The sequence below is a fragment of the Bartonella sp. AC158YNML genome (assembly GCF_042196725.1).
Lineage (GTDB): Bacteria > Pseudomonadota > Alphaproteobacteria > Rhizobiales > Rhizobiaceae > Bartonella.
Genome location: NZ_JBHIQU010000077.1, coordinates 1 through 946, shown reverse-complemented (window position 1 = coordinate 946; position 946 = coordinate 1). Strand labels below are relative to the sequence as shown.

The window sequence follows — 946 nt, the reverse complement described above, 5'->3', positions numbered from 1 at the left end:
GCACAACGGCGTCAATCTAGTCTTAACCTGCTTGCGTGTCTGTTTGATGGCTTGCGTTTGTATCGCAAAAGGCAGGGTAAGATTATTTTACACCTTATACAGAATTATTTGTCTGATGGTCGCTTGGTACGGATATCGGGTGAGGAGAACGCGCAATATATTCCCTTAACACGTGAAGCGGTGATGAGTGTTGATTACGATATTGTGGTGGATGATGCTCCAACCAGCCCGAATGAGAAAGAGCGTACCTTTGGCATTATCACGCAATTATTACCGTTGCTTCAAAATGCCGTAACACCGGATATCATGCTTGATTTGCTTCGTTATTCACCATTGCCTGCGTCATTACTCAATCGTGTAAGTGAGAAGATGCAACAGCAGCAAATGGCACAACAAGCCCAACAACAGCAAATGGATCCGGAACAAGAAATGAAGTTGCAAGAAAAGCAGCAGGATATTGCTGCTAAAAGTCAGATGCAACAGATGGATTTGCAAGGAAAGCAGATTGAATTGTTCATGCGTCAAAAGAGAGCAGAATTGGAAGCCGAAATGATGCAACAGAGGCATGACATTGAACGTCAGAAGCTTCTCAATGAACAAGCACACAATCAGATTATGCGAGAGAGAATAGCATTGCACAGAGGCATGCATATTTGAGAGAGGTGAAAGAATGAATGCAGAAATGAACGAAGCTATGAATGAAGATTATAGGGTTGGTGCACCGGTATTTGAAGATGATGGGAGTTCTTTTGAGAACGATTATGAGGTCGAGACGGTTGAGAATAATGATGCGACACCTCCAGAACCGGTTGCAGAGCCCGTTGAAAAGCCTTCAGAAATCGTTCCTATAGATCGGCAACGTGCAGAACAACAAGCTCAACAAGCCCGTGAAGCGCTTGTCAAGTTTTATGAACCTCAATCTCAGACGCCAATGGTTGAAGGTGAA

The 946-nt window shown here is 43.9% G+C and carries 2 pseudogenes; both read left to right on the top strand.

Going from position 1 to position 946, the window contains the following annotated elements:
• Positions 1-657 (top strand): annotated as a pseudogene (locus ACFIM1_RS09315) (phage portal protein); the annotation flags it as partial.
• A gap of 13 nt (positions 658-670) precedes the next feature.
• Positions 671-946: pseudogene (locus tag ACFIM1_RS09310) on the top strand (hypothetical protein); the annotation flags it as partial.